1 protein-coding gene is annotated in these 1,853 nt (G+C 41.7%); it reads left to right on the top strand.

Annotated features, from left to right (window positions below):
• The first annotated feature begins 496 nt into the window (after positions 1-496).
• Positions 497-1,774: a group II intron reverse transcriptase/maturase gene (ltrA, locus tag WKT11_RS19690; protein WP_117677568.1), complete on the top strand. Its 1,278-nt coding sequence runs from the start codon at positions 497-499 to the stop codon at positions 1,772-1,774.
• The last annotated feature ends 79 nt before the right edge of the window (positions 1,775-1,853 follow it).

Below are 1,853 nucleotides of genomic sequence, written 5' to 3'. Positions count from 1 at the left end.
TTCAGTTCGCCCGGCGCGAACGTTATTCTTAAAGGTGAAAGTCCTAAGTGTGCCCGTTAGCGGGAAGCACATAGCCAACATGGCAAGGGTGTCCACTGTAAGGTGGAATCTGAAGGAAGCCTGCGGCAAACCATTGGTCCGACGGACAGAAATCATGTATAAGGCTTACAGTTCGGATAAGACTGCTGAATAAGTTGAAGTCCAATAGCTAACGTAGAACTGGTAGTAGACATGGCGGATAGATGATGGGAAAGATAGCGTATTTTAACCGGGGAGATCCTATGGGTGGTCTCATTTGCCATAGTAACAACGAATCATAGGAAGTCAGCAGATGTCATAGTAGCGAGGAAGTCCGGGAAAGCCGGATGGAGCAAAGGACAGAACAGTTAATCAGCTGGAGTACGTCCTAATTGAGAGTTTTAGACGAAACACATGCCGAGAGGAGTACCACAAGTACTAAGTGGTCGGAACTCACGAAAAGGAAAGGAAACAGCGCATGGAGGAACAAGGAATATTTATAGAACGCATTCTGTCAAATGAAAACATGAATCGTGCCTACAAACAGGTGAAAAAGAATAAAGGTGCGGCAGGAATAGACGGAATGGAATGTGCCGATTTGCTTTCTCATTTGAAAGTAAATGGACAGCAACTCAGAGAGAGTATAAGAAATCAGTCATACAAACCAATGCCAGTAAAGAGAGTGGAAATCCCTAAAGCAGACGGAAGCAAACGAAAACTTGGAATTCCAACTGTCACAGATCGTGTGGTACAGCAAGCAGCTACACAGGTATTAACACCTATATATGAAAGAAAATTTCATGAGAACAGCTATGGATTCAGACCTGGAAAAAGTGCACAGAAGGCAGTACTAAAAGCAGTTAAATACATGAATGAAGGATATAACTGGGTCGTGGATATTGACTTGGAAAAGTTTTTTGATACGGTAGAACACGACAAGTTAATATCTGTTTTGAACAAAGAGATTAAGGATGGAAAAATACTTTCGCTAATCCGAAAATTTCTAGTAAGTGGAGTTATGGTTGGAGAACAGATAGAAGAAACAGAAATCGGAACCCCACAAGGGGGAAATATTTCACCGCTTCTCGCTAACATACTGCTCAATGAATTGGATTGGGAACTTGAAAGCCGAGGACTTAAATTTGTACGATATGCAGATGACTGTATTATTTTTGTCAAAAGCGGAAAAGCTGCGGCAAGGGTAATGGAATCGGTCACGAAGTATATTGAAAATGTTCTGCGGCTGAAAGTGAACAGGGGCAAGAGTAAAATAGGGAGACCCACAGAAATACAATATCTGGGATTTGCCTTCTATTATCAGTTTCAGGAAAAGAAATATAAGATAAAAGTCCCTCAAAAGTCATTGGATAAGGTAATGAAGAAAGTCAGAAAATTAACGAGCCGCAAGTGGGGTGTAAGTAACTCATATAAAGCCCAAAAGATAGCGGAAGTGGTAAGAGGCTGGATCAATTACTTTAAAATTGGCTCAATTCTTACAGCAACCCGAAGACTCGATACGGTTATTAGGTACAGGTTCAGAATGTGTATATGGAAACATTGGAAAAATCCTAAAACCAGATATAGAAATCTGATAAAACTGGGTGTTAGTAAAAAGAATGCAAAAAGTGCGGCAGGATTCCATGGATATGCTCGGGTTTGTCGTACAGAAACTATTTGCTATGCAATGTCAAATGCACGTCTGAAAAAGTTCGGATTACTCTCAGCAGAGGAATATTTTTGTCAAACAAGATGTTAAGTTAACTGAACCGCCGGATGCGGAACCGCATGTCCGGTGGTGTGAGAGGTCGGCGGCGAAAGCTGCCTCCTACTCGATC

The organism is Blautia sp. HCN-1074 (genome assembly GCF_037890165.1).
Lineage (GTDB): Bacteria > Bacillota > Clostridia > Lachnospirales > Lachnospiraceae > Blautia_A.
The sequence above is the reverse complement of the archived record's forward strand: the minus strand, read 5'-3'. Positions and strand labels throughout refer to the sequence as shown.

Bases quoted from the DNA above. Each gene is read 5' to 3' on its own strand.
- ltrA (WP_117677568.1), top strand. From the start codon at position 497: ATGGAGGAACAAGGAATATTTATAGAACGCATTCTGTCAAATGAAAAC.